This window comes from Streptomyces sp. NPDC059037, from assembly GCF_042740015.1.
Lineage (GTDB): Bacteria > Actinomycetota > Actinomycetes > Streptomycetales > Streptomycetaceae > Streptomyces.
This window is the reverse complement of sequence record NZ_JBHYIG010000030.1, coordinates 1-25813: the sequence shown is the minus strand read 5'-3', so window position 1 is coordinate 25813 and position 25813 is coordinate 1. Positions and strand designations below refer to the sequence as shown.

Sequence of the window (25813 nt, the reverse complement as noted above, 5' to 3'; positions counted from 1 at the left end):
TGGCCCCGCCGGACCTGATCCAGCGGGATCTTCCGACTGTAACGGGGTCAGAAGTCGTACGGCTTCTCGGTGTTCCAGTTGGTGACCTCGGCGGTGTCCCAGGTGAATTCCGAGGGCGCGCCCTTCCCGTCGAAGGCCTCGTTGTCGTAGCCCGGACCGCTGTCGCCGGTCTGATCGCGCAGGGCGAGGGAGAGCTTCGAGGAGGTGTTGGTCTTGTCGCCGTCGGTGAAGAGGCTCACCGCGGAGTAGACCTTGCCGCCGGGCTTGACGGTGACCTTGGCGGCGCCGTCGGCGTCCTTGGAGGAATGGGGCAGGACGGTGGTCGTGTCCCCGAGCATGACGGACGGGTACGAGGTGACCCAGCAGGGCTTGGTGTCGGCGTTCGTCGCGGTGATCAGCAGGTGCTCGCCCTCTTCTGCGGGGAAGCGGTGCAGTACGGAGTACGACATCTCGTCGCCCTTGCAGGGCTGCTGGGCGGTGGTGGCGGCTCCGGAGCCGGCGTTGCCGTTGTCGGCCTGCACGGTGCTGCCGGGAGTCCCGGCTGCCTCGGAGTCGTCCGAGCCGTCCGAGCTGTCCGAGTGGCCCGAGTCCTCCGAGCCCTTCGAGCCGTCGACGCTGGTGCCGACACTCTTGCCGGTGTCGGCCTTGGCGCTGTCGCCATCGCTGCCGCTGCCGCTGCCGCAGGCGGTGAGGCCCAGGGCGAGGGTGGTGGCGGCTGCGGCGAGGACGGCGGCGCGGATTCGGTTGGTGCGCATTGTGAGGTTCCCCCGTGCGGTGGTCTGGGTCTCCGCGGGGATGTCCTCCGCGGTGAACACCACCCTGCCGGGGCCCGCTGACGTCCCACTCACGCCAGGCTGACGTCTCGCTAACGTCCCTCTGAGGCGTCAGGGGTGGGTGAGTTTCCGCGCGTAGCTCGACCGGGTCGTCCTGTTCAATTCCCCTTGTAGCAAAGGCGGTTCGGGAGGATGCTCTCCCTCACGGCGGACCATGTCCGCTTCGGGGGAGGGATCAGCATGGCCAAACGTACGGTCATTGTTGTTCAAGTGGCCCGAGGAATTCTCTGGGTCGGTGGCGAGGCATATCCGCTGCACAACATCGCCCGCGCCACGACGATCAGGATCGAACCCGACCGCAAGGCAGCCGTGTGGCGTTTCATCAGGTACGCCGTGATCCTGGCGATCCTGACGGTGGCCGCCTTTGCCGTGAGCGACAGGATCGAATGGTCGGGCGGTGAGTACGGCAACGAGCAGGACGTCATGCGCGGCGTGACCATCGTCGTGCTGGTCCTCGCCGCTGCCTTCACGATCCAGTTGTGCCTGGTCCTCGCGATGCGGACGTACTACGCGTTGGTCATCGAGACTTCGGGGACGCCGCGGGCCGTGCTGGTCAGCGCCGACTGGCGTGAAGTGGGCGGGCTCGTGCATCAGATCACGGATGCGATATCGAATCCGCAGGCAGCCAGTTTCCGTACGGAGATCACTAACTTCTACAACAGCCACATCGGCGACAAGATCAATCAGATCGGCGGCGTCGGTAACACGGGGAAGCGGGTGGGAAGTTGAACGGCGGCAATCACTATGGGGACTCCGTCACGCAGACCGGCGGGATGGGGAATGTCGGAATCAACAAGAATCAAGGGCCAGTTGACCCGCAGGCGGCCTTCAGGGAAATGATCCAGGCAATTCAGGTGCTGCGGGGTCAGGTCTCCGCCGAGGACCGTCGCGTCATCGATGATTCCCTGGGCACCATAAGCGCCGGCGGCGACGTCGATCCCGGAACCCTGCGGCTCGCCCTGAGCGCCATCGGCGGGGTCGCGACGGTCGTCGGCGAGGTCGGGGCCCCCGTGGTCGCGGCGATCCAACGGGTCCTCGCGCTCATCGCCGGATGAGACGGACCGACAGACGGACCGACAGACGGACCGACAGACGGACCGACAGACGGACGGACAGAACGGGCGTACCCCGATCCGGGGCGTGAACTACCTTTGGCCCATGTCCAAGCCCGAGGAGTGGCCCGCCCGCAGCCTGCTGGGGATGCTGTCACCCGCGGCGCGGCAGGAACTCCTCGGCCTGGGCACCGAAGTCCGGTTCGACGCCGGTGACGTACTGCTCCGCGAGGGCATGGACGACCGGCACGTACTGCTGCTCTTGTCCGGCTTCGTCAAGGTCACCGCGAGCGTCGAGAACGGCGAGACCTCGCTCCTCGCGGTGCGGGCCGCAGGGGACACCGTCGGCGAGATGGCGGCCATGAACGGCGCCCCCCGCTCGGCCACCGTCACCGCCTGCGGTCCGGTCACCGCCCGGGTACTGCGGACCGGCGACTTCCGCGAGCTGCAGCTGCGCCGCCCCGAGGTCTCCATCGCGCTGACCGGCATCGTCGCCGACCGGCTGCGCTGGGCGAACCGGCGGCGCCTCGACTTCCGCGGATATCCGGCGAAGGTGCGCCTTGCCCGGCTGTTGGTGGAGTTCGCCGCGTCCTATGGATCCGCTCGGAGCGGCGGAGTCGTCATCGGCTGCCGGCTCACGCAGCCCGAGCTGGCCACGCTGGTCGGCGCCGCCGAGACGACCATCCACAAGGTGCTGCGTGAACTCCGCGACGAGGGCCTGCTGGAGACCGGCTACCGCTCCACCACCATCCGCGACCTGCCGAGCCTCAGACAACTCGGGGACCTGGCAGGTGAAACCCGTTAGCCCGCCGGTTCGGGCTCACAGCAGTGCCGGCTGCAACGTCACGCTCAGCCCCGCGCTGACTCCCATGACGGCCGTGCACACCACCGCCGCCGTCAGCCAGCGGTACTTGCGTACGGCGACATGGGCGAGGAACCGCACGGTGTGCGACAACTCCCGCCGGTCCGCAGCCTCGTCGGGCCGAGCGTCCTCGGTGGTGGTGCTGGGCAGGATGTCGGGGCCCGATGCCAGGTGCACGAAGCTGTACCGGTTGACGTCCGTGCCCCGCAGCAGCCGCGGGCTCAACGCCGCCGCCAGACTCACCGCGCCGCCGATCAGACCGCACACGAACAGGGCCAGGAGCGTCCCCGCCACCGCCGCGGCCACCCCGCCACGGTCCCAGATCTGCACCGCTCGGCCGCTCCACGAGCCCGCCGTGACGGCAAGGCCCGCCTGCGCCGCCGAGAGGATGCCCGCCTTGGCGTCCGCGTGCTGATGGGTGGTCTGCAGCGCGGTGAACATGTACTGCGCGGGGCGGTTGCCGGTGATGACCTGCCCGGTCCGTGCCATGGACGTTCCTCCGGTCGCTGAAGGTGTGCTTCTTCCACTACAGGGCGAACTCCCGTACCGAACCAGTCACTTCTGTGGGTTCTGCAATCCGTATTTCCACAGGGTTCAACGCCGTGCGCGGGTGTACGAATGTGTGTAACCCGAGAGGTGTCATGGCAGGGAACGGTCAGGATGGGCGGGGCGGCATGGGAGAGTTCGGGCGCAGACTGCTGCTGGCGGTCGACGCGGAGGGATACGGCCGCGCCGATGTGCTGACGCAGCGCGAGTTCCAGGAGGCGATCGCGCGGCTGTCGGGGGAGGCGGCCGATGCCGCCGGGCTCGACCGCGCGCGATGGGTGACGCAGGAGGGCGGGGACTCGCTGTTCGCGGTCCTGCCTGCGGACTTGGGCGCCGCCGAGCCCGTCCTGGTCGACGCGTTCATGCGTGGCCTGGACGCCGGACTGCGGGCCTTCAACCACAACCGGGTGCGGCAGGCCTGGCTCCGGCTGCGGGCAGCCGTCCACTTCGGCCCGGCCTCGCTGGGCGCCAATGGATTCGTCGGCTCGGCCCCGGTCGAGATCGGACGGATCCTCGACTCCACGGCTCTGCGCAGCGCCCTGGCGGAGGCGTCGGACGCCTGCCTTGCGGTCGGGGTCTCGGCCGTCGTCTTCCACGACGTCGTACGCGGAGAGGCGTACACGAGCCTGCGGAGGGACGAGTTCCGGCAGGTGCGGGTCGAGGAGAAGGAGTACCGGGGGGAGGCGTGGATCTGGGTTCCGGGGGGTGGCGGAGTACGGGAGTTGGACCCGAAGCCGGGCGCGGACCCAAAGCCGGGCGCGGACCCAAAGCCGGGCGCGGAGCCAAAGCCGTACTCAAAGCCGGACACCAATCAGGCCGCCGTCCGCGTCAAGCTCGTCGCGGATGAGGTGGCGGGGTACGCCGCCGGCGTACGCACCGACCAGGCCGGCGGCACCATCGAGAGCACGGCCGAGATCGGCCGCGTAGCGGCCGGCGGAAGCGTCGTCGGCGTCGACATCCGCACCGCCGGAGGCGAGAAGTGACCGCCGACCGCGCCCGGCCGGGCGGCGGCCGCGCCTTCGATGACGTGGTCCGGGCCCGGACGGAGGCGGACTTCGTCGAGCGCCGGTGGCTGTACGACGAGATCGAGCGGGCCCTGGAGTCGGAGCGTGGCCAGTACGTCCTGGTGACGGGCGAGCCGGGGGCGGGCAAGACCAGCCTGCTCGCGGGCATGGCCAAGGCCCGTCCCGAGCGGCTGCGCTACTTCTTCCGGCGGGACAGCCGCACCGCGCTCACCGGCGGTGACATCCAGTCCTTCCTCCTGGCCATCGGGCATCAGCTCGCCCGGGTGCACCCGGATCTCTTCGAGCCGGAACGCCTCGCGGTGGCGGTCCAGCAGCACATCGACTCCGTCGAGGCCGAAGGACGCGTGGTCGGGATCAGGATCGAGGACCTGAAGGTGTCCCCGTTCCACCGCACCGCCACCCTGGAGGTGGAGCAGCGGATCGGCGCCGTCGAGGGGACGGCCGTCGGAGTCGAGATCGGCACGGCCCACCTGGAGCCCCGGCTCCTCGACCCCGACAACCTCGCGCACCTCGCGCTGATCGGGCCCGCGCAGGTCCTTGCCGCACAGGACCCCGAGGCCAGCATCGTCATCCTGCTCGACGCCCTCGACGAGATCGCCGACGACGACACGACCGAGCCCAGGAACGGGCTGCTGCGCTGGCTGGCCCGCTCTCCAGAACTGCCCGCCAACGTAAAAGTGGTCATGACGTCGCGGCCGCACTCGGGGCTCCGGCTTTTCCGCTCGGCGCGCGAGGAGCGGCTCACGGATGTCGTCATCGACGCCGGATCGCCCCAGGTCGTGGGCGATCTCCACACGTATGCGAACCGCGTTCTGGAGACGGCCGCCGTCATCGCCGCTGAGCGGGCCCGAGGCAACCTCCCCGGCAGTACGAAGCGGTACGCCGTGCGCAGGGCCGCCGGGAACTTCCTGTATCTGGCCACCTACGCAAGGGCGTTGAACGAAGCCGCCGCCGGACGGGACGAGGAGCTCGTCGACAGGCTGCTCGTCTTCAACGGCGTACCAGGGCGGCTGACCGGCCTCTACGGATTCTTCGTTGAGCTGGTCCGCGAGGAGCTCACGCCACGGCAGCGGGGCAGGACCGGTGAGCCGGGCGGCTGGGAAGGGGTGGGGCTGCCGATCATCGGTGTGCTGACCGTGGCGCGCGAGGCACTGACGGAGGGGCAGCTCTCCGCCCTGTCCGGTACGCCCGTACGGGAGGCGCCCGCGCAGAAAGTCCTCGGAAGCCTGCGCTGGCTCCTTGACCGCCGAGGAGACCGGATCGCCTTCTTCCACACCTCGATCGGTGAATTCCTCGTAGGACAGGAAGCTCGCGAGCAGCACCCGGAGTGCTGGATCGACGAGGCGAGATGGCACGAACAGATCGCGCGGCACTATCGCGGCGCCGCGCCGAACTGGGCGGAGGTGGAGTGGGCTCAGGTGGATCGCTATGGCCTGGTCCATCTCGTCGCGCACGTCCTGAACGCCGGGCCGCGCGTCTCCGCCGAGGCCGTCGACCTGGTCTGCCCCGGTCTGCGGCGGGCCGTGAGAGGCGAGTTCGGGGCTGAGGCCAGGTTTCTGGAGCTGGTGGACGGCATCGCCCACCACGTAGCGGACAGCGGTTCCGTCGCCACCGGGTTATCCGTCCTGACGTATCTCGGTGTCGTACGTCATCAGGCCGCGCAGGCCAGCAACGCGCTGCCGCCACGGGTGATCGGCCTCCTCGCCCGGACGGGACGCCTCAAGGAGGCGCTGGAGCACGCCGCCGGGATCGCGCCGTCGCTGTGGCAGTGCAGTGCCTTCGCGGAGATCCTGCGGTACGCGCGTCCCGGACCTGATGACCCCTCGACCGACGAACTGCTCGACCTGCTTGTCGAGTGCGCGCTGTCGATTCCGCTGAGCGGCACCGGCGACCACCGCGACTTCGACGCACGGGGAGGGATCGGGACGGCCGCACGGCTCCTCGCCCCGCACGACCTCGAACGTGCCCTGCGGCTTTGGCGGTACGGACAGGAGAAGTCGCAGCCGCGGGATTCCGGCACCAAGCCGGACCAGGAGCCGGACGCCGTGTACCGCGCCGCCGCATTCGCCGCCGCCGAGCAGGACATGGACAAGGCCCGCACCCTCATCGACCGGATCGGCGGCGAGCGCTGGGCGGACTACCTGGACCTGGCCGATCGCGCCGACGACCCGGCAACGGTTCTCAGGCTGATGCGCGCGGCCGAGGCGTCGCTGCAGGGCGTGGGCGCGGCGAACCGCCTGCTGGCCCTGGCGAGACTGGCCGCGGCGTGGGCGAACCACGATCCGGACACCTGCCGGTGGTTTCTCGCGGAGGTGCGCGCGCAGGTCTTCGAAGCCGATGACGAGGACAGGAACGGGTTCCGCTTTGCCCGTCAACTGGTCAAGGCAGCCCGGTTGTTGGCGGACGTGGACCGGCCCACCGCACGCTTTCTGCTCGCCCGCCTGGACACGGAGGTGGTCAACGGCCATATGGACCGCGCCGCCCTGGACGGTGCGGGGCTGTGGATCCGTTGGGGGGCGCCCGAGCGGGCGCGGGCCCTCGTCGACCGGTACCGCGCGTGGGCGAACGGCGACTGGGTGGAGCTCGACGTCATGCGAGCCCTCGGGCAGTCGAGCCCGGCGGAGGAGCTGCGGATCATCGAGCGCGTCCATGCCGCCGTCCCGGCGCCGCCCGCCGATCCACGGGCGTACGGATGGCGCAGCCGCGAGCGTGACGACCAGCTGGCCGCGGTGGCACGGCGGATGGCCGGGCACGACCTCGGCCGGGCGGCGGAGATGGCGCGGGGGATGGCCCAGACTGACTGGGAACGCGGCGCCATCGAAGGGACCACGAGCACGGAGCAGGAGGTCGTCGGACGCGACCGGTACTCGCTCCTCGCGGACATCGCGCACGTCCACGTCGCCCGAGGCGAGAGCGCCGAGGCCGCCGCGCTTCTGGAAGAGATGCTGAGGAGCGGGGAGCGGCCCGTACCGCTCGGTGGCGGCGGCGGTGACGGTGCGACCTTCGTGAGTTCCTCGCCCGAGTCGCTCGAACCGGCTCCCCGGCACGATCTGGAACGGGTGAACATCCACGGCTTCACGGCCCTGTTCAACCTGAGCCATGACTGGGCCGCCCGCGCGCGAGCGCACTTCTACCGCGATCCGGCCGACGTCGTACGCGCCGTCGAGATCGGCTCGTACAGCAGCACGGCCCGAGCGATACGCCGCCTCGCGGTGCGCCTCGCGCAGCGTGACCTCTCCCGGGCGGGCGCCCTCGTCCAGTCGATCGCGGATCCCGGAGAGCGGGCCATCGGCTTCGCCGACCTGCACCGGGCCGCGCACGGCCCCGGCAGCGCGTCCCACCACGGCCCCGATGCGGAGGCGTTCTCCAAGGAGATCGATCGCGCGCTCAGCGAACTGCCGCGCTACCGGTGGACGGTTCCCCTCGGGGATGACGCGGACAAGAAGGCATGGGCGTACGTGCGTCCCGACCACCGTGTCTGCTTCGAGCTCGCGGTGCGCGCCCTGGGCTGCCGGGAGTCGGACATGCTGGCCGTCGAGGAGCTGCCCTACCTGTCCATCGCCCATCAGCACTCCAGGCGCGCATGGGCGTCCGAGGTGTATGCCGCCGACGTGATCGAGGGGAGGCGCCCCCCGCAGATCTTCGGCGAGTTCCATCTCCAGAACCTCTGCCCCGTACGAGAGCTGAACCAGATCGACGAGATGGCCAAGAGCGCGGCGGCCGCGGCCGCACACCACGAGCACCGGATCGCACGCGAGGTGCCGGGACACGCCTTCCGCCCGGCGAGCGTGCGCATCGACGACCCGATCTACGCCGCCGCGATCGACCTCGTGACGCCGGCCCCCGGAGCGCCCCTCAGCCCGGCGTTCGCGCGGCGGCTGCGGGGGATGCTGGACTCAGGGCCGCTGCCCGCTGCGGCCGAACTGCTCGCTTTCGGCGCGGAAGCCAGGCCGGAGAACCGCAGCGAACTCCGCGAGCTGGCCGCCGAGGTCGTCGCGAAGGCCGGGGACGGTTCGGCGATCGGCCTGGACGCACTGGCCGCCCTGGTGGCCGCGCCCGGCATCGGTGAACTGGTCGATCCCGTCGGCCTGTTGCGTGAAGCGGAACGCTGCGAGTTCGCCTGGCCGGGCGAGACATGGATCCCCCGCGACGCCACCGCCCGCCTGTTCCCCGCCCTGCTTGAGCGCGCCCCGGCGGTCGCGCTGCGCAAGTTCTACGAAGTCACCTCGACGAACTGGTCCTACGCCATGGCGCTCTTGGAACACGCTCCGGACGCCCTGCTCGACGCATGGGACGCCGACGCGGGCGCCACCCTCGGCGCGGCCATCGCCCGCGGTCTCGCCTGCACATCGCCCCAGGGCACGGCACCCGAAGTCGTGGACGGCATACGGCCGGCGCAACTCGCCGCCACCGGCACCATGGACCGGAGGCGGACGCCATGACGCATCCCGTCGACCCCGCGGTGTCGCAGGCGCACGCGGACGTCATCGCCCTGTTCCGCGAGAATCCGGCCGACGGTCCCGCCGAACTGGCAGCCGTATGCCGCGCGGCCCGGGACCGGCTGGCGGCGCTCCCGCCCCTCGACCATCGAGATCCGCGCACCTGGAGCTCGTACGCACTGATCACGAAGGACGTACAGACGCTCATCGGCTACCTGCGCGAGGCGGGCGTACCGAGCAGTGAGCCGGAGCGCTTCCGCGCGTTGCTGATCCAGGTCCTCTGCTACCTCTACGAGGCCGACGACGCGGCGCCGGGCATGCTCCTGGCGGAGATCGTCCACCGCGACTGGGAAGCCGGGATCGGAGAGACGCACCACGACACCCTCAGGGCCTTGGAACGACTGGCCGCGTGCCTGTTCGCGGAGGGCGACGCGGAGAAGGCCCGGCCACTGTTCGAGAGGGTGCTGCTCCTGCGGTCGAGGACCTTCGGCGACGACGATCCTTCCGCCCTCCTCGCGGCCTGCAACCTGGGCGCGTGCATCACCCAACTCGGCGAGCACCGAGAGGCGTTCCGGCTGAACGAGGACACCGTACGGAGATGTGAGCGACGCCTGGGCAAGGACCACGAGACGACGATCCTGGCCAGTGGAAACCTCGCGAGCAGCCTGCTCCGGCTCGGTCAACTCCGCAAGGCGCTGGCCCGCTACCGGGACATCCACAAGCGGCGCCGACGGACATCGGGCGAGAACTCTCTGCTGACGCTGGGCGCCGAGGCCAACGTGGCCATGACCCTCGACAAGCTCGGCGACCACGAGGCGGCCCGCGCCATCAACGCGGACCTCCTGCCGAAGTTCCAGCGCACGGCGGGAAAGGACCACTCGTCGACCAAGCGCACGCGCAGCCGCCTGGAGGCGAACCTGAGGGCGCTCGGGCGGGACGAGGAGGCCGACGAGGTCAACGGGGGGATCCCCAAATTCTGACCCCCAGGCTCTCCGGTGCTCGTCCCGCCCGGCCGCCCGGCCGCCCGGCCGCCCGTCAGGCGGGGAGCCGGTCGAGCAGCGCCGCGAAGTCCGTGCCGGGCGGCAGCGTGCCGAAGGCGAGGCCACGGTCGCCGGCGAGGCGTGAGGCGCAGAACGCGTCGGCGACGGCGGGCGGCGCGTGCCGGACGAGGAGCGAGCCCTGGAGGACGAGTGCGGCCCGCTCGATGACACGGCGGGCGCGCAGAGGTGCGTCCTCGGTCAGGACGAGTTCGCCCTGCAGCTCGCGCCAGGCCGTGTCGAGGCGCGGGTCGGCGCCGGACGCCGCCTCGATCTCCGTACGGAAGGCTTCGAGGGACTCGGGCTCGCGCGCCAACGCCCGCAGCATGTCGAGTGCGTTGACGTTGCCCGAGCCCTCCCAGATGCCGTTGAGCGGGGCCTCGCGGTACAGCCGCGGCATGCCTGACGCCTCGTCATATCCATTACCGCCAAGACATTCGAGGGTCTCGGCGACGAAGGCGGGCTGCCGCTTGCACACCCAGTACTTGGAGACGGCGGTGGCAAGGCGCAGGAACGCGCGCTCGCCGGCGTCCCCGCGCTGGGCCCGGTCGGCGGCACCGGCGAGGCGCAGGCCGAGCGTGGTGGCGGCCTCCGACTCCAGGCCGAGGTCGGCGAGCACGTTGCGCATCAGCGGCTGGTCGATGAGCTTGGCGCCGAACACCGAGCGGTACCGGGTGTGGTGCGCGGCCTGCGCGATGGCCTCGCGCATGTGCCCGGCAGATCCGAGGACACAGTCCAGACGCGTCATCGTCACCATGTCGATGATGGTGCGTACGCCCTTGCCCTCGTCGCCCACGAGCCACGCCACCGTGTCGTCGAACTCGGGCTCGCTGGAGGCGTTGGAGCGGTTGCCGAGCTTGTCCTTGAGCCGCTGGATGCGGAAGGTGTTGCGGCTGCCGTCGGGCAGTACGCGCGGGACGAGGAAGCAGGAGAGGCCGCCGGGCGCCTGCGCGAGCACGAGGAAGAGGTCGTTCATCGGCGCGCTGGTGAACCACTTGTGTCCGCGCAACCGCCAGGTCCCGTCGGCCTGTTCGACGCCGGACGTGGTGTTGGCGCGGACGTCGGTGCCGCCCTGCTTCTCCGTCATGCCCATCCCGGCGAGCAGGCCGCGCTTGCCGGCGGGGGTGCGCAGACCGGGGTCGTAGACCTTGCTGGTGAGCAGCGGCTCGTACACCTTGGCGAGGTCGGGGGCGCGCCGCAGGGCGGGGACGACGGCGTACGTCATGGAGACCGGGCACATGTGGCCCTGCTCCAGCATGGTCGCCACCATGAAGGTCGCGGCGCGCGCCACATGCGCGCCGGGACGCTCGTCCGCCCAGGCCGTACCGGCGGCGCCCGCGCCGACGGTGGCCTCCATCAGCGAGTGGTACGCGGGATGGAAGTCGACCTCGTCGACGCGGTTGCCGTACCGGTCATGCGTCCGCAGCTCGGGCTCGTGGCGGTTGGCCTGGTCGGCCCAGGCGCGCGCCTCCTCACTGCCGGCGAACAGCCCGAACCGGTGCAACTCGCCGAGGTGCCACTCGGCGCCCTCCCTGCGCACGCCTTCGAGGAGCACCGGGTCATCGGCGACGTCGTGCCCGGTCAACGGCGGCGCCTGGTTGGTCACTTCGTGGGTCACGGCGGCGGGGCGACTGGTCACGGGCATGGGATCTCCTCTGGGGTGGCGGGTGGATCAGCCGGTCGGGCCAGTCGGCCGGATCAGTCGTTCGGAGCGGCGCCCGCGCAGCGCAGCGCCGTGGCCGTGAGTTCGGTGAGCAGTTCGTCGGTGGCCTTCTCGTCCGGGGTGCCGAGCGGGTCGACGAGGACTTCGCCGATCGCGCCGGTGAGTGCGGCCGCGGTGATCTCGCCGTCCTGGGCGGGCAGTTGGCCGCTTGCCATGCCCTCCCGCACCACCTCGGCCCACAGCGCGCGGTAGCGGCGGCGGAAGTCGAGGCGCTCGGCGCCGACCGCCGGTTCGGCGGGGGCGGCGAGCAGGGCGTAGGCGAGGCCGCGGTTCTCCAGGGCGCGCCGTGCGAACACCTCGACGCCGCGGCCGAGGCGCTCGACCGGGTCGCCGGGGCCGTGCAGCACCTCGCCGAGCACCTCGACCTCGCGTCCCGCGGCCCGCCGGAACACCTCGACGGCGAGCGCGGCCTTGGACGGGAAGTGCTGGTAGACCGAGCCGGCCGCGATGCCGGCCGAGTCGGCGACGGCGGTCACGGATGCCTGTGACCAGCCCACCTCGGCGACGACGGAGGTGGCGCAGGAGATCAGGTGCTCCCGGGCTGCTTCGAGCCGACGGAGCTCGGCAGGGGTCTTGCGGTAGGCCATGCAAGGAGTGAACCAGCATTCAGAATTTCCCGCCAGGGGTCGGTCGCACCGGGCCTGCGGTGTCGGCGCACGGAGCAAACCACAGGGCAGAACAGCGACTTCGCCCCCACAATTCGCCCGCACGGTCCGCCCCCACATGCGGTACGCCGCCACCACCCCGACGCTCGGACCATGCGCACCCGTACCCGTACCCGTACACCTACCCGTACACGTCTTGCCGTCGCCCTCGCCGCCACCCTGCTGCCGCCCCCCGCGTGCGACGACGACAGCGAACCCGACCTGATGCGACCAGCTGCCGCCGCCGTCGGCAGGGACTGACCGGCAGCGGCATGGACTATCCCGGAACCCTCATCCTGATCATGGCCGTCGCCGTGCTCGCGCCGCTCCTCGCGTACGGCGCGGGCCGCTGGGTGCGCGTCCCCCTGGTCATCTTCGAGATCGTGCTCGGGATCCTCATCGGCCCCGACGTACTCGGTTGGGCGCATCAGGACGATCTCATCGAGGTGCTCTCGGAACTCGGCCTCTCCATGCTCATCTTCCTCGCCGGGTACGAGATCGAGTTCGCGGCGATCCGCGGCGACACCCTGCGCCGCTCCGTCTGGGCCTGGGGGTGCTCCCTCGCCCTAGGCCTCGGCATCGCCCTGGCCCTCTCCGGCCTCGACCTCTCCAAGAGCGTGGTCATCGGCACCGCGCTCACCAGCACGGCCCTCGGCACCGTCCTGCCGATCCTGCGCGACAGCGGCGATCTGCGCGGCCGCTTCGGCACCGTGATCATGGCCTTCGGCGCGGTCGGCGAGTTCGGGCCGATCATCGCCATGGCGGTGCTGCTCAGCGGCCGCGACCCGGGAGTGTCCACCGTGGTCCTCGCCGCCTTCGCGGTCATCACGGCGGCGGCGATCTACTGGGCCCTTCGCCCCCACCCGCCGTGGTTCGCCCAGATCATCCGTACGACGCTGCACACCAGCGGCCAGTTCGCCGTCCGCTTCGTGATGCTGCTGCTCGTCGCGATGCTCGCCCTGTCGCACGCGTTCGGCCTCGACGTGCTGCTCGGCGCGTTCGCCGCGGGTCTGCTGACCCGGCTCGTCTTCCAGGGGGCCGCCCCCGAGAGCGGCGACGAGGTCCTCGGCAAGGTGGAGGCGATGGGCTTCGGCTTCCTCGTCCCGCTGTTCTTCATCGTCACCGGCATCAACTTCGACCTCGCCGCACTGCTCGACGGCGGCCGCGCCCTCCTGCTGCTCCCGGTCTTCCTGCTCCTGTTCCTCGTCGTACGAGGACTTCCGGCGTACGCACTGGCACCGCGCGACCTGAACCCCGCCGACCGCAGGGCGCTGACCCTGTACTCCTCGACCTGTCTGCCGCTCGTCGTGGCCATCACCACGATCGGCCTGGACGAGAAGGTCCTGGAGAAGGGCGAGGCGGCCGCCCTGGTGGGCGCCGCCATGGTCTCCGTCCTGGTCTTCCCGCTGCTCGCCTTGCGGGTGCGTGCCAAGGAGGGCAAGGCGACGATGCCGGAGGGGCCTGCTTCGGAGTCGGAGGCGTGGTGAGTCAGGCGAGCCTGGTTAGGCAGTCAGACGAGCCTGGTGGGGCAGTCAGGCGAGCAGTTTCTGCTTGGCCGCCTGGAACTCGTCCTCGCTGAGGGCGCCCTTCTCCTTCAGATCGGCGAGCTTGGCCAGCTCGTCGACGTGGCTCGCCCTGCCGTCGCCCTCGGCACTGCCGGCCGCCTTGCGGACATAGTCCTTGAAGGCCGCTTCCGATGCCTTGGCCTGCTCGATGTCTCTGCGGCCCATGCCCTTGCCGCGGGCAATGATGTAGACCAGCACGCCCAGATACGGCAGCACGATGCAGAAGATCAGCCAGAGCGCCTTCCACCAGCCGTTCAGTTCATGGTCCCGGAAGATGTCGGCGACGACCTTGAACAGCAGGAAGAGCCACATGATCCAGAGGAAGAACCAGAGCATGGTCAGGAAGACGTCGAGGAGCGGGTAATCGTCCATGCCCTAATTTTCCCGCTAACTACCCGTTTCGTCCTGTCGGTGATGTATGTGCGGGCTGGTGCGGGCTGGTGCGAGCTGGTGCGAGCTGGTGCGGGCTTGTGCGGGCCGCGCGAATGGCGCGCCACCTCACCCTGGCCTTATCTGGATCTGTCCGTTCCGGATCACGGTCAGCGAGGACAGGTGCAGGTGCCATGACCGATGCCGATGCCGATGCCGATGCCGATCACGACGCCGATGCCGCCGACGACCGCCCGCTGTCCGCCGCTGAACGGGCCGAGCTCGCCGAACTGCGGACCAGGCTCAGCGCGTTCGAGGCCCGTGCCGCAAAGCCCAGGAAGCACCACACCCGGTCGTTCTTCGCCGTCGTACTGATCACCGTCGCGGCCGTGCTCGCACCCCTCGCCGTCGTCGCCGTATGGGCGAACGGCATCGTCGGGGACACGGACCGCTACGTGGCGACCGTCGCCCCCTTGGCCTCGGACCCCGACGTACAGGCCGGTGTGACCAAACGGGTGACGGACGCGGTGATGGAGCGGGTGGACGTGGAGCTGCTCCTCCAGCAGGTCGCCCCGGCCGACCGCCCCCGCCTCGAAGCCGCCCTCGGCGGGCTCGAAGGGCCCCTCACCAGCGGCCTTCGCGGCCTCGTCGAGTCGGTGACCGCCCGCTTCGTCAGCAGCGACGCCTTCGACACCCTGTGGACGGAACTCAACCGCCGGGTCCACCAGACGGTGGACGAAGCCCTCACCGGCAGCGGCGACGGCGCGGTGCGGCTGAAGGGCGACAAGGTCACCGTCGATCTGGCGCCCGTCGTGGAACAGGTCAAGGACCGCCTCGTCGACAGCGGACTGACTGTCGCGTCGAGGATCCCCGAGGTGCACACCGACTTCACCGTCATGACCTCCGACCAGATCGGCAGGGCGAAGACCGGCTTCCGCCTCCTGCAGCTCATGGGCGCCTGGCTCCCGGTCATCGCGGTCGTCCTGGCGGCCGGCGGCGTCCTGCTCGCCGTACGCCGCCGCAGAGCACTGATCACCGCGGCCCTGGCCGTCGCCGTCGCGGTCGGCATCCTCGGCATCGGCCTCGCCGTCTTCCGCGCGTTCTACCTGGACGCCGTGCCCGCCTCGATCAGCCGCCCGGCCGCGGGCTCGGTCTACGACGCCCTCACCCGCTTCCTGCGCTACACCGTCCGCGCCGTCGTCACCCTCGGCGCGCTCGTCGCCCTCGGGAGCTGGCTCAGCGGCCCCGGCACGTGGGCGGTCAGGGCGCGCACCATGTGGCGCTCGGGAATCGGCGCCGTACGTGGAGCGTCCGGCGTACGGACAGGTCCGGTCGGACCGTGGGTCCACGCCCACAAGACCTGGCTGAACTGGGCGGCAGTCCTCCTCACGGCCCTCGCCTTCGCCCTGTGGGACCACCCGACGGGCATGGTCACCTTCTGGCTGGCCCTGGGCCTGCTGGCACTGCTCGCCGTCATCGAGTTCCTCGATCCGGAGGACGAGGCACAGCTCGACGCGCCCGCAGCCCCCGGACAAAAAGGAGGCCCCACCCCAACCTGATGCGACCTGACCGAGCAGGTGCTGCTGCGTCGGCGGCCGAACATCGTTCCGATCGCGTGGACTCAAAGGGGCGTGCACGTCAGGAGGACCTCCCACCGGACTCCGGATGGTGCCGTTGACGTTGCCCCCTGACGTCGCCCCCTCGGCCCCGATCCGGAAGAAGCGCCCGACATGCGACGTACTCACCCCCGACGTCTGTTCGCGGCCGCGCTGCTCGTGGCGTCGGTACTGGCCCCGATGGCGGCGACCCCAGCCACGACCGCGACGGCGGTCAGCCTCGCGGCCGGCGCCGTGCACGGCAGAACCGACGGACACGGCAAGAACGACTGCCCGCCGGACAAGCGCCTGGGCCGCGGCCTGACCGCCCGCCTCGACAAGGCCATCGCGGGGGTCCGCAAGGAGGCCGGCATCCCGGGTGTCGCCGTCGGGCTGTGGATGCCGGGCAAGGGCTGCTACGTACGCGCGACCGGTGTCGCCGACAAGGCCACCCGCCGGCCGATGAGCACCGACTTCTACTCGCGGATCGGCAGCGAGACCTAGACCTTCACGGTCACGGCGCTGCTGGAACGCGTCGACGACGGGAAGATCGGCATCGACGACCCGATCTCGTGGTACGTCCACGGCGTGCCGAACGGCCACCGGATCACGCTGCGCCACCTCGCCGAGATGCGCAGCGGCCTGTTCCCGTACACGGATGACAAGGACTTCGTGCACGACCTGCTGAGCGACCCGGGCAGCTCGTTCAACCCGCACGAGGTCCTCGCGAACGGCTTCAAGCACCACAACACGTTCAAGCCGGGCACGCAGTTCCAGTACTCCAACAGCAACCTGGTCCTCCTCGGCCTGGTGATCGAGAAGGTGACCGGCCACCGTGCCGCCGACGTCATCAACGAGCGGGTGCTCCGCCCGGCCCACCTCGACCACACGCTGTTCCCCGACGGCGCCGAGTTCCCCGAGCCGCACACGCGCGGCTACACGAACCAGACACTGAGCGGCAACGTCGCGGACTCCACTCACTGGAACCCGAGTTGGAGCTGGACGGCCGGGGCAATGATCTCGAACATGCACGACCTGCGCCGCTGGGCCAAGGTCGTGGCGACCGGCACACTCCTCACCCCGGAGACCCAGAAGCAAGGTGGCCCGAGCCATCACAGAGATCGTGACCCCCGACAACACCTACGACCGCCCGCTACCGCTGCGCTAGCAGCCCCGACCACGTCCAGGCCCGGCCAGCGTCGGATCCTGACCGGAGTGGCGCAGCGCCTCGGCGACGAACCCGGACGCCACCAGCTCGGTCACGAGTTCACTGAGGAACCGCGTGGTCTTCGGACGCCGCCCCTTCGTGGTGCCCATGGCCTGCCGGATCGTCATGAACGCGGGCTCCAGCAGGCGCAGTTCGGCCCGCCGGGAAACGTGCGCGGTCAGCGGCTGGCGGATGCCGGCCGCCACGTCCAGGCCCTCGGCGTGAAAGACGTCGACCCCCTCGTCGCCGCGCACCACGGTGGCGTGACGCAGGGCACGGCTCAGGTACAGGTCATAGGCGGACCCCTTCTTGACGCCGACGCGCACCCCGTCCCGGTCCACGTCATCGGCAGATACGAACGCCGAGTTCACCGGAGCCGCGTACACCCCCTCGATGTGCACGTACGGCGCACTGAACGCGACTTCCTTCTCGCGCTCCGGATCCACGGCCAGGAAACACAGGTCGGCGCGGCCCTCGGCCATCGCGGCATACGACTTGCGGGCCGCATCGAAGCAGCTGAACCGCACCGGCAGAGCCAGCCGTGCGGCAACCTCGCGGGCAAGCTCGACCGTGACTCCGGACGGCTCGTCGGGGGTGCCCTGGGCGAGGACCGGGTTGCCGAGGTTGATGGAGGCGCGCAGCACACCGGTGGGGGCCAGGTCATGCGCAAGCTCCGCGTCTATGGGCGTCATGGCCCGAGCCTAGGCGGCTGCGGCTGTCATGCAGCCACCGAACCTGGACAGCAAAGAACCCCCGGGTCCATGACCTGGGGGTTCAAAGAAGAGCGGGTGACGAGAATCGAACTCGCACTCTCAGCTTGGGAAGCTGATGTTCTACCACTAAACTACACCCGCGTAAGACGCCGTCCGAGACGGTGTCGTAATGCCGCACACTCTACCTCATGCCAGGCCCCGGGTGTTTTCTCCCCGGGGCTTCCTGGTGTCCGGGGGGCGTTCGGGGCGTGGATGGCGCTGCGGGGCGCGGGAGTTGGGGCGTACCGTGGGGGGTCGGAGTGCCGCCTGGAGGGGCGCCCCTTTCGTCCCGTAATGTGGCCCTTCGTCGTCAGCTCGCGTACGCGCACCGTGCGTGCACTGTGCGAGGAGCTGCGAGCTCAACTACGGCTTTGGGGAAGGGACTCGAGGACTTGATGGAGCGCACCGTCGTCCGTTGTGCCGAAGGGCACGTGTTCAGCACCGCTTCGTTCCCGATGCAGAAGGCCGACCGGCTCGGGCCCGGCCGTCTCATCCGCTGTCCACGATGTGCCCGGCTGCGGCATGCCGTGCCGGTCATGGCGCAGAAGCGGTAGCGGGGCGCGACCGGAGACGGTCGCAGGCGGCAGCAGTGAGGCGCGCGGACACGTCCGATTGGGGCGGGCCCGCGCGCTCTGCGTATCCTCGGTGCGTGCTTCTCTCAGACAAGGACATCCGGGCCGAGATCGACGCCGGACGGGTACGGATCGATCCGTACGACGAATCCATGGTGCAGCCCTCGAGCATCGATGTGCGGCTCGACCGCTACTTCCGGGTGTTCGAGAACCACCGGTATCCACACATCGACCCTTCCGTCGAGCAGGCCGATCTGACGCGGCTCGTGGAGCCCGAGGGTGACGAGCCGTTCATCCTCCACCCCGGGGAGTTCGTGCTTGCCTCTACGTACGAGGTCATCAGCCTGCCGGACGACCTCGCGAGCCGGTTGGAGGGCAAGTCCAGCCTGGGACGCCTCGGGCTCGTCACGCACTCCACCGCCGGGTTCATCGACCCGGGGTTCAGCGGGCACGTGACCCTGGAGCTGTCGAACCTCGCCACGCTGCCGATCAAGCTCTGGCCGGGGATGAAGATCGGGCAGCTGTGCATGTTCCGGCTGACCTCGCCCGCCGAGTCGCCCTACGGGTCGGAGCGGTACGGGTCGCGTTATCAGGGGCAGCGCGGGCCGACCGCCTCCCGCTCCTTCCTCAATTTCCATCGGACACAGGTGTGACATCCAGCATGAGTGACGTGCGCGAGAATCTTTCGTACGAGAAGTTCGGCCGTGCTGTGCGGGAGCTCGCGCAGACCGTTGCCGACGACGGCTACCAGCCCGATGTCATCATCTCCATCGCCCGCGGGGGCGTCTTCGTCGCCGGCGGGCTCGCCTACGCGCTCGACTGCAAGAACATCCACCTGGTGAACGTGGAGTTCTACACCGGGGTCGGGACCACCCTGGAAATGCCCGTCATGCTCGCGCCCGTGCCGAACGCGATCGACTTCACCGACAAGAAGGTCTTGATCGCCGACGATGTCGCCGACACCGGGAAGACGCTGAAGCTCGTCCATGACTTCTGCCTCGATCATGTGGCTGAAGTGCGGTCCGCCGTCATCTATGAGAAGTCGCACTCGCTCGTGAAGTGCGAGTACGTGTGGAAGCGGACCGATGACTCGGTCTGGATTAATTTCCCGTGGTCGGTTGAGCCGCCCATCGTGAGGAAGCACACCACTGTCCTGGACGCGTAGCAGCAGGTCAGGGCCGAGGGACCACCACCATGGTGGTCCCTCTTGCTATGTCCGGAACCGGTAGGGCCACGCTCAACCCAGAGTGCCCCCGCCCTCTGCGTAGGGCGGGGGTCTAGGAAGCGTAGGGGCTCCTACGATGCTCTCGTCTTTATGCGATGACGCGAATATTCGGGCTAGCGCATGGACGCTGTTCACGGCCGCTCGTACGGTCGGGACAGACGCCCCAACAGGGGCCAGTCGAAGGGGAGTCCGGCATGGCACGCGAGGAACTGACCCGACTGACAGGCAATGGCAACGGCGAGTGCGGCAAGGACGACTGTCCCAACGTCTACCGGACCGCCTCAGGCTCATTCGTGGTCCAGGGCGATATCTCCCAAGCCTTCATGGCGCCCAACGGTGAGGGTCTGGTCGAGATCCCCGAAGAGACGCTGAGGGAGGCTTTCCGTGCTCTTGGCTGGTGAGCAGTGGGCAGCGCGATTCGAGGGCTTCACGCGGGAAGCGTGGCGACTGGAGACCCTGCCGCAGTACCTCATGCCGCAGGAAGAAGAAGAGTTCTCAGCGTTCCGTGCGGGCGCCCGTATCGACCCTGACGCGGTCGAGAACGAGTACACCGACCGGCTACGCCGACAAGCCGCAGAGGGCCGTACACAGGGGCGCGTTCACGTGGTCACTCGACCTCTGTCTGACTACCTCAGGTTCGAGTTCCACCACTACTACAAGGCTCATGCCTTGGCCGGTGAACAGATCCGCATTCTCGATGTGACCGACAGGCCCAACCCCCTTGAAGGGGCACAGGATTTCTGGATGTTCGATCACTCCGAAGTGGTGCTCATGAACTACCACCCGGACGGTAGGCAGATCAGCCGTGAAGTGCACGACGGAGACACGGCACCGTTCATCGAATACCAGCGGATCGCTGTAGCTGAGTCGGTGCCGTTTGAGGAGTACGTGAAGGGTCTTGAGCTTTGAGCCTGAGGAGCTAGGCCAGTCAAGGTCAGACCTAGCGACAACCTTGAAAGATCAGCGTAAGCGGGCTGGTTGGACTCAAATCCGGCTCGCTAAGCGCTGCAACATGTCACAAACAAAGATCAGCAACATTGAGAGCGGGAAGCTCACACCCGCCATTATTGACGTTGAGCTAATCCTTGAAGCGCTCGGCGCAGAGGGCCCCTTCGCGGTCGAGATACTGACCCTTGCCCGATCGGCGAACACCGAATGGCAAGACCACTGGGCATCCCGTCGCCGTGGCTTGGACAAGAAGCAGAACGAACTAGCGAGGCTCGAAGCAGCCTCGACAGAGTTCCGGTACTTCCTGCTGTCCATGATTACCGGCCTACTCGCCACACCCGAGTATGTGCGTGCCAGCATTGCCGACGTTCCTGGGGATCAATCCAAGACCATTGCGAAGAAGCTTGAGCGTCAGAGCGTGCTACTCGACCCCGAGAAGTCGTTCACGTTCCTTCTCACTGAACAAGCTGTCAGGTGGCCTATCCTTCCTCCCTTGGCAATGGCTATGCAGCTTGACCGTCTAGCGTCCGTCTCCCGGATCCCCAATGTGCGCCTAGGGGTACTTCCTCTGAGTGGCCACATTCCAGAGAGACCCCTCAATACGTTTACGGTCTACGATCGCCGCCTAGCTACCGTCGAAACGGGCACAGGCGCGCTCATCCTGCGTGACCACAGAGACGTGACTGCATACCGAGAAGACTTCGACAGGTACGAGCAGTACGCCACGTTCGGAGACGATTGCAGAGAACTCTTGGCCGAGTGGTCCATGATCTTTACCCGACAACGCGAATAAGAATAGGTCCCCGTCATCCGCAGGACGACACTGTTACGTGCTCAGGGCGGACGTGGACGGCGGAGAGGCCACATCGTGACTCAGAAACAACAGAGCTACAGCGGACTCACGGAGCTTCCCCCCGAACCCCGTGCAGTCCCCGGCTGTAAGCGCTGTCTGGGAATCTGCAACCACCGAGAGAACCTCAGATCCACCGGCAACTACAGCGGCGTGACAGACACGAACGTGGAACTCAGACAGCACCACCAAGACGACCACAGGTGAGCCCCGTGGACATCGAAATGCAGAAATGGCGAGACAGTCTCAGGACAGCGGCTGACGCCAGCAACGCGCTCCGAGAAGCGCTCGCCGCCCTAGGCATCCCCCCAGAAGTCTGCGACGGAATCCGACCCATGGTGGGCCGCCGCCAGGGGCACGCGTATGTCTCTCTTCCTGATATCAAGGCCGAACACATCGAGCGGATAGCGGAGGCCGTGCGGATCTCGCCGTCAGTCCGCTCGTGAAGGCCGTCCGGTGCGCGAAATGCCGCAGCATTCACGTGATCCTGTCGCGCCCCAATGACCCTGCGACACGTAAGCCACGATGGCGATACAGGTGTCTTGACTGCGCCGTGGCGTGGTGGGTGGACGAACACGGTGGCCAGCCGGGCGAGTACCGCGCTAGTAGCCGCTAAGGACCCTGGTGCGCGAGGGAGGACCGTGCCTCACCCACGCCTGAGCGCACCAGGTTGGGAGTCAACCCGGACCCTTGTTGACCCCGAGCACGAGAGCCCCCTACTGGCGGTAGGGGGCTCTCGTGTGCCCTAGGAAAGCCATTTGATCGGCGTCCTGTTATCCAGATCAATACTCAGATCGATCACACTCACCGAATCAGTCGGGTCGAGACCTCCTGTACCCAACCCGGAATCAACAACATCAACACCAGTGTCATTATCAGGCGCTCTATAGGCTTCCCCTCGCTCCCCTGCTCGGCGTCGCCTAACCCAAGCCCTTGCTTCCTCCAATGCATTGTTCTCACTCACTGGCATTCACCTTGGCCCGTGCAGCTCGCTCCGCATACACCTGCCTCTCTTCCTCGTTGAGCTGGTCCAGCTTCCAAGGCCGAATGCCGTCACCCGGAATGGTGACACTCTCAAGCTTTGCCAGCGCCTCTCCCAGGGACACCGACTTTTCTTCACCCGAGAAGGGATCCATTCCACCGAAGCCAATCGAGTTACGCCGCGCAACCGGCTCGATGAAAGGGACTCCGTCAAGGTCGGCAAAGGCGTCCGGAAGCTTGGCCACCAGAGCCTCACGACTGGCAAGAACCTCACGGAGCAGCGCAACAGCCTTCGCGGCATTCTCGGTAAGAGCAGCAATCTCCTTGTCAGCCCACTTTCGGTAAGGCTCCGAGGAATACAGATTCTCGTAGGCCTCGTCCAGCTTGGCTCGACTCTCATGGGCAATCTTGACGCCAACCGTGATGGCATTCTCAAGCTTGTTCAGCTCCTTGTGGAGCGGAGGCAAATTCTCGTGCTCTACCGGATCGGGGATATCCTCCTCCGCCTCGACCGCAGTAGCTACACGAGCCTGGTAATCGGCCTCATTCTTCGCACGCCGTGACACGGCACCTTGGAATTCAGCCAACTGGATCTCATACTCATCCGAGTTCTTCTGTATGTAACTCAGTCGCTGATTCAGTTCCTTGCCAGCAGCCTTAACGGCTGCATCATCGGTCTTGTGCTCTTGATATCCGGCGGGAAGGGTAGGAAGTTCGAACGGCTCTCGGTATGCAGGGTCCTTAAGCTGGGAAAGCTCCCGCTCAAACTTGTCCCGCTCCTGAACCAGATGGCCCATGGAAATCGGCTGTGCGCCGTAACTCATGTCAGGAACATCGTCCATCGGCTTGGGCATGTAGCTTTCCAGTAGTTCACCGTTTCCATAGATCATTTCAGTTCTCCTTCAGGATGTCGGAAGCGATAGCCTCTGCCTGCTCTTGCTTCTTGAGTTCGTTCTGCTCTTGCATGGCCCTACGCCGGGCCTGTCTCTCTAGCCGGATCCTCTGGAGCCAGCCTCTGGGCCCCCGCTCGACCAACCCCAAGAACTCCCCCACGGGGCCGCTGTAGACCCGCGCGGAGCCGTCTGGGAAGGCGACCAGGGCGAACCCCACGGCGGCGCCGTTGGCTGCTCCTGGTACAGCTGGGATTACGTGATGAAGCACCCGAGCTGAGTAGGTGAGTCGTACTGGAATCCGGTCCTCAGAAGTCTTGAGATTCGGGCGGGCATAAAAAACAGCTCGACTCCCCTTGGGATCGAGCAACCGTGGTGTAGTGCTATTGGTCATTCCTGGCTTCCTCCCTCATCTGCTCCTGAACGATGCGGATCGTGTCGGCATAGCTGTTAAAGGTTCTGGGTCGCCTCACTCGTCCGGGGTGGCTTGCATTCGGGCAATCCTGTTCATGGCCTCGCCATGGATTAGTTCGGTAGTAGAGCTTCTCTTCATGAGTCGTGCCCGAGATTTCGATACATCGAGGCTTGCACGCTTCATTCATGCTGCGTCCTTCTTCCGGAAGTAGGGGCGGTCATGGCTCTTGTGCCAGTCGCTAAAGCAGTCCTTGCACCAAGCCTGCCGACCGCTCTTGTGTTGCTTGCTACGGTTGAACTGACTAAGAGACTTGTCATGCTGGCACCGACTGCATGCCTTGGTAGTTGCTTCCATCGGGACTCCCTTTCTGGGTTCAGGCTGAACAGTGAAAGCAAAATAAAAAAGCAGCCCGAAGGCTGCGGTGTTGCGAGTAGAGGAGCCTGCCCCTCCCTGGCAGTGCGGGACCAGGGAGAGACAGGAGCGCTGTTAGGAGGTCAGCGCTAGGAACGTCCGCGCATTGTGGCGGAGCGACTACAGCAGCGGACTAACGAAGTTGGGATCCAGGGGTCCAGTTTCGTCTGGCACCCTATCCAGTGTCCTATCATTCTGTGGCCGCCTTAAGGGCGGCAATAGATACTCAGAAGAGAAACGGATGGAAGATAAGGTCCCCCTACCCCCAGACTTTAGAAGTTCAGGAGTAGAGCTACTCATCAGGTATCTCTCAGAGGGAGTATCCGGTGAGCCACCGTGCGAACCGTCAAGGCTCTCGACTTGTGGATAAGGCCTAGTCTCTCGACTACGACAGAGGCACACCGCCGAGTGCGCTTGTCCCCAGAGGATCACTCCTCCATAGCTAATGATTAAAACAGGACAGGGCCAACGGCCGTCACCGATGCAATTCGCTGGAAGGGATCCGCCGGCACGCATGTAACACCAGGTCAAGGCATATGAGCGTCAGAACCTGATGAGTATGCAGATTACCAGTGGGAACGTCTTGGCTTCTGCCCCTATGCCGCTGGCCCGGGGTGCAGGGAAGCCCCCGGCATCCGAAGACACCGGGGGCGGAACAGCCGTGTAGATCAGAACGTCATGACGAAAGGTTCCATCTTGGGGAGCGGCTGCACCGACCCCATACGGGGAAGCTCAGCGATATACCAGGGATCCATCGAGCCGAGCACATGCTTGGCCCTGGGTCGGTCGAAGCTCCCGCTGTACTCCCTTGACTCTAGCCTGTGGTCATTGGTACGAAACCAAGTCTTAACCGCTTCTCGCTTCCCCTTGGGGATGTACCGGAACCGCTCCCAATCCTCAGTCATCGCTGGTGCGTAGTCGTCGTACATGAGGTTGTCTTGGATATCCCGAGCACTGGCGTGCTCCTCCAAAGGATCAGGACGCTTGAAATCATCCTTGGCAGGCTCACCACCATGCCAATCCACGGGACTACCCGTGAGGGCATCCTCGCCCCTTGATGTCTTCCACCTGATATGACCCTTGGTCGCGTCCTCTAGAGCCTGACGCTCGTCCTCGGTAACCCCGGAATGCTTGGGGAGTTTCCAGCCCTCTCGCGAGCGCTCAGACTCCCGGACACCCTCGGCCTTAGCTTCGGTTCGACGTCGTACGCGGCCCTTGTTCTCCCTTTTGGTCTTGCACTTCGGGTGAGCGGGATTGGTGCGGGGGTGCCTGCCCTTCCGCCCCTCGGGCTTCTCGTAAGTCCACGGCTCCTTGCAGGTAAAGCACACAAGCTCAATAGCAACAGTCGTCACTCGTATGATCCCCCATTCATTGGAACAAAAGTGATGCAACCTAAATAGAAGAGCCTCCCCAGAGGAGAGGCTCTCTTGCTGATGGAACTAGCGGCTAGACGATCGCACCTTCAAGCTTTGCCACCATGTACCAGGCCGTACAGATGGCAGATGCGTGGTCCACGTTGAACAGGATTCCTCCGTCATAGATCCTGGTCTCAGTGCCAGCCGGACAGCAGCCCGTGCACCCACTGATTTCACACCCCTCGCATGTCATCCGAGCCCAACAGGTGTCGTTCTCATCCATCCAGGACCACCCGTCATAGGTGGATTCGATGATCTTTCCGTTAGCCATTCCGAATCTCCCGCCCTGTCTCGTCAGTGCAGATGCTCAGTACGTTTCCTTGTTGTGCCATTCCTGCTTGAACTCGGGGCGACTGGGGAGCGGCTACCGCTCTGAACCCTTGACCCTGTTTCCGCTTAACGGCTGGTCGGCCGGTGCGGTGCGTCCTCCTGCTCTCAGCATGGCATCGACCCAACC

At 67.2% G+C, this 25813-nt stretch carries 25 protein-coding genes, 1 tRNA gene and 1 pseudogene; 17 read left to right on the top strand and 10 right to left on the bottom strand.

The annotated features are described in order from the left end of the window. Positions 1-47 precede the first annotated feature (47 nt). Positions 48-755, bottom strand: coding sequence for a DUF4232 domain-containing protein (locus tag ACFWY6_RS09460; RefSeq protein ID WP_384687627.1), 708 nt, complete (start codon positions 753-755; stop codon positions 48-50). Between the two features lie 258 nt (positions 756-1013). Between ACFWY6_RS09460 and ACFWY6_RS09455 the strand changes: the two genes are divergently transcribed. The 3 genes from ACFWY6_RS09455 to ACFWY6_RS09445 all read left to right on the top strand — a co-directional run bounded on the left by ACFWY6_RS09455 (position 1014) and on the right by ACFWY6_RS09445 (position 2690). Continuing rightward, entirely contained in the window at positions 1014-1562 is a 549-nt protein-coding gene (locus ACFWY6_RS09455) for a DUF6232 family protein (RefSeq protein WP_384687626.1), read from the top strand. A 107-nt stretch (positions 1563-1669) separates the two neighbouring features. Next, on the top strand, positions 1670-1888 hold the full coding sequence (locus ACFWY6_RS09450) for a hypothetical protein (protein WP_384687625.1): 219 nt from the start codon (positions 1670-1672) through the stop codon (positions 1886-1888). Between the two features lie 103 nt (positions 1889-1991). Further along, positions 1992-2690: a Crp/Fnr family transcriptional regulator gene (locus ACFWY6_RS09445; RefSeq protein WP_384687624.1), complete on the top strand. Its 699-nt coding sequence runs from the start codon at positions 1992-1994 to the stop codon at positions 2688-2690. Positions 2691-2705: 15 nt separating this feature from the next. On the opposite strand, the gene ACFWY6_RS09440 is transcribed toward ACFWY6_RS09445, so the two are convergent. Continuing rightward, positions 2706-3236: a Pycsar system effector family protein gene (locus ACFWY6_RS09440; protein ID WP_384687623.1), complete on the bottom strand. Its 531-nt coding sequence runs from the start codon at positions 3234-3236 to the stop codon at positions 2706-2708. A 152-nt stretch (positions 3237-3388) separates the two neighbouring features. On the opposite strand from ACFWY6_RS09440, the gene ACFWY6_RS09435 reads away from it, so the two are divergent. From ACFWY6_RS09435 to ACFWY6_RS09425, 3 genes are read left to right on the top strand one after another with little or no spacing between them, the layout of a single operon-like run. Continuing rightward, entirely contained in the window at positions 3389-4276 is an 888-nt protein-coding gene (locus tag ACFWY6_RS09435) for a hypothetical protein (RefSeq protein WP_384687622.1), read from the top strand. After that, positions 4273-8760 (top strand): hypothetical protein, encoded by a 4488-nt coding sequence (locus tag ACFWY6_RS09430; protein WP_384687621.1) that lies wholly within the window; start codon positions 4273-4275, stop codon positions 8758-8760. Before ACFWY6_RS09435 ends, ACFWY6_RS09430 begins: the two co-directional genes overlap by 4 nt. Then, positions 8757-9737, top strand: coding sequence for a tetratricopeptide repeat protein (locus tag ACFWY6_RS09425; RefSeq protein WP_384687620.1), 981 nt, complete (start codon positions 8757-8759; stop codon positions 9735-9737). Before ACFWY6_RS09430 ends, ACFWY6_RS09425 begins: the two co-directional genes overlap by 4 nt. A 55-nt stretch (positions 9738-9792) precedes the next feature. Here the strand turns inward: ACFWY6_RS09425 and ACFWY6_RS09420 are convergent, their stop codons facing one another. Both ACFWY6_RS09420 and ACFWY6_RS09415 read right to left on the bottom strand, forming a co-directional pair. Further along, positions 9793-11439, bottom strand: coding sequence for an acyl-CoA dehydrogenase family protein (locus ACFWY6_RS09420; protein WP_384687619.1), 1647 nt, complete (start codon positions 11437-11439; stop codon positions 9793-9795). A gap of 53 nt (positions 11440-11492) precedes the next feature. Beyond that, positions 11493-12104: a TetR/AcrR family transcriptional regulator gene (locus ACFWY6_RS09415; RefSeq protein ID WP_384687618.1), complete on the bottom strand. Its 612-nt coding sequence runs from the start codon at positions 12102-12104 to the stop codon at positions 11493-11495. Positions 12105-12275: 171 nt separating this feature from the next. Here ACFWY6_RS09415 and ACFWY6_RS09410 point away from each other — a divergent pair, with 171 nt between their 5' ends. Together ACFWY6_RS09410 and ACFWY6_RS09405 are read left to right on the top strand one after the other, a co-directional pair. Then, entirely contained in the window at positions 12276-12422 is a 147-nt protein-coding gene (locus ACFWY6_RS09410) for a hypothetical protein (RefSeq protein ID WP_384687617.1), read from the top strand. A gap of 11 nt (positions 12423-12433) precedes the next feature. Then, positions 12434-13648 carry a cation:proton antiporter gene (locus ACFWY6_RS09405; RefSeq protein WP_384687616.1) on the top strand — a complete coding sequence of 405 codons (1215 nt, stop codon included), beginning with the start codon at positions 12434-12436 and terminating at the stop codon, positions 13646-13648. A gap of 45 nt (positions 13649-13693) precedes the next feature. Here the strand turns inward: ACFWY6_RS09405 and ACFWY6_RS09400 are convergent, their stop codons facing one another. After that, complete coding sequence (locus tag ACFWY6_RS09400; protein ID WP_384687615.1) at positions 13694-14098, bottom strand: SHOCT domain-containing protein; 405 nt, start codon at positions 14096-14098, stop codon at positions 13694-13696. 191 nt (positions 14099-14289) lie between these two features. On the opposite strand from ACFWY6_RS09400, the gene ACFWY6_RS09395 reads away from it, so the two are divergent. Together ACFWY6_RS09395 and ACFWY6_RS09390 are read left to right on the top strand one after the other, a co-directional pair. Then, the gene (locus tag ACFWY6_RS09395; RefSeq protein ID WP_384687614.1) at positions 14290-15654 is read left to right on the top strand and encodes a hypothetical protein; all 1365 of its coding nucleotides are present in this window, start codon (positions 14290-14292) and stop codon (positions 15652-15654) included. Positions 15655-15825: 171 nt separating this feature from the next. Further along, a pseudogene (locus tag ACFWY6_RS09390) lies at positions 15826-16788 on the top strand (serine hydrolase domain-containing protein); the annotation flags it as partial. A gap of 66 nt (positions 16789-16854) precedes the next feature. On the opposite strand, the gene ACFWY6_RS09385 reads toward ACFWY6_RS09390, so the two are convergent. Further along, the gene (locus tag ACFWY6_RS09385; protein ID WP_384687613.1) at positions 16855-17589 is read right to left on the bottom strand and encodes a transporter substrate-binding domain-containing protein; all 735 of its coding nucleotides are present in this window, start codon (positions 17587-17589) and stop codon (positions 16855-16857) included. A 91-nt stretch (positions 17590-17680) separates the two neighbouring features. Beyond that, positions 17681-17751: transfer RNA gene (locus ACFWY6_RS09380), tRNA-Gly, on the bottom strand. Positions 17752-18020: 269 nt separating this feature from the next. Here ACFWY6_RS09380 and ACFWY6_RS09375 point away from each other — a divergent pair. The 7 genes from ACFWY6_RS09375 to ACFWY6_RS09345 all read left to right on the top strand — a co-directional run bounded on the left by ACFWY6_RS09375 (position 18021) and on the right by ACFWY6_RS09345 (position 21690). Then, complete coding sequence (locus tag ACFWY6_RS09375) at positions 18021-18203, top strand: hypothetical protein (protein WP_384687649.1); 183 nt, start codon at positions 18021-18023, stop codon at positions 18201-18203. Between the two features lie 95 nt (positions 18204-18298). Next, the gene (gene dcd, locus ACFWY6_RS09370; RefSeq protein WP_121787742.1) at positions 18299-18874 is read left to right on the top strand and encodes a dCTP deaminase; all 576 of its coding nucleotides are present in this window, start codon (positions 18299-18301) and stop codon (positions 18872-18874) included. Positions 18875-18882: 8 nt separating this feature from the next. Beyond that, positions 18883-19386, top strand: a complete 504-nt coding sequence (locus tag ACFWY6_RS09365; protein WP_384687612.1) for a phosphoribosyltransferase — start codon at positions 18883-18885, stop codon at positions 19384-19386. Between the two features lie 254 nt (positions 19387-19640). Continuing rightward, a complete protein-coding gene (locus tag ACFWY6_RS09360) occupies positions 19641-19847 on the top strand; it encodes a hypothetical protein (RefSeq protein ID WP_384687611.1) in 207 nt (68 codons plus the stop codon). Further along, positions 19831-20355, top strand: coding sequence for a DUF6879 family protein (locus tag ACFWY6_RS09355; protein WP_384687610.1), 525 nt, complete (start codon positions 19831-19833; stop codon positions 20353-20355). The genes ACFWY6_RS09360 and ACFWY6_RS09355 overlap by 17 nt, the downstream gene beginning before the upstream one ends. Next, positions 20345-21187 (top strand): helix-turn-helix domain-containing protein, encoded by an 843-nt coding sequence (locus ACFWY6_RS09350; RefSeq protein WP_384687609.1) that lies wholly within the window; start codon positions 20345-20347, stop codon positions 21185-21187. The genes ACFWY6_RS09355 and ACFWY6_RS09350 overlap by 11 nt, the downstream gene beginning before the upstream one ends. Before the next feature lie 269 nt (positions 21188-21456). Beyond that, a complete protein-coding gene (locus tag ACFWY6_RS09345) occupies positions 21457-21690 on the top strand; it encodes a hypothetical protein (protein WP_384687608.1) in 234 nt (77 codons plus the stop codon). A 510-nt stretch (positions 21691-22200) separates the two neighbouring features. Here ACFWY6_RS09345 and ACFWY6_RS09340 read toward each other — a convergent pair. The 3 genes from ACFWY6_RS09340 to ACFWY6_RS09330 all read right to left on the bottom strand — a co-directional run bounded on the left by ACFWY6_RS09340 (position 22201) and on the right by ACFWY6_RS09330 (position 25293). Further along, positions 22201-23115: a hypothetical protein gene (locus ACFWY6_RS09340; protein WP_384687607.1), complete on the bottom strand. Its 915-nt coding sequence runs from the start codon at positions 23113-23115 to the stop codon at positions 22201-22203. Position 23116: 1 nt separating this feature from the next. Next, entirely contained in the window at positions 23117-23509 is a 393-nt protein-coding gene (locus tag ACFWY6_RS09335; protein WP_384687606.1) for a hypothetical protein, read from the bottom strand. Between the two features lie 1100 nt (positions 23510-24609). Next, a complete protein-coding gene (locus ACFWY6_RS09330) occupies positions 24610-25293 on the bottom strand; it encodes a hypothetical protein (RefSeq protein WP_384687605.1) in 684 nt (227 codons plus the stop codon). Positions 25294-25813: the final 520 nt, after the last annotated feature.